1 protein-coding gene is annotated in these 605 nt (G+C 34.4%); it reads left to right on the top strand.

The window, feature by feature from the left end:
* Positions 1 to 44 precede the first annotated feature (44 nt).
* On the top strand, positions 45 to 605 hold a 561-nt coding region (locus tag QMD82_08605), incomplete at its 3' end, for a pitrilysin family protein (GenBank protein MDI6851971.1).

Genomic DNA, 605 nt, shown 5'->3' with positions numbered 1-605 from the left:
GGTGGGAGTGGGTAGTAGTCTTGTAAAAAAAGTACTATATTTCGATGTATAGAAAGATCACTCTTAAAAATGGTCTTCGGATTATTACTGTTCCTCAAAAAAGCACTCAGGCAGTGACGGTTTTAGTATTGGTTGGCAGCGGTTCAAAATATGAAAGAAAAGAAATTAATGGCATTTCCCACTTTTTAGAACACATGCTTTTTAAAGGAACAAAAAAAAGACCAAATGTTCAGGCGATTTCGGAAACCTTAGACAAAATCGGCGGAATTTATAATGCCTTTACCTCCGAGGAATACACTGGTTATTTTGCCAAAGTAGAAGCTTCTCATTTAGATTTGGCTTTAGATTGGGTTTCAGATATCTATTTGAATTCTCTTTTACCAGAAAAAGAAATTCAAAGAGAAAAGGGAGTGATTATTGAAGAAATTAATATGTGTTATGACAATCCAATGAGTTATGTGAGGATTTTATGGCCGAAGTTATTATATGGTGACCAGCCAGCTGGTTGGGATGTAACAGGGACAAAAGAAAGTGTAGCTAAAATTTCTCGAGAGGATTTACAAGATTACATGAAAAATCAATATGTAGCTAAAAATACTCTTATT

It is taken from the genome of bacterium, from assembly GCA_030019025.1.
GTDB lineage: Bacteria > Hydrothermota > Hydrothermia > UBA1063 > UBA1063 > UBA1063.
This window is presented reverse-complemented; position numbering and strand designations above follow the sequence as displayed.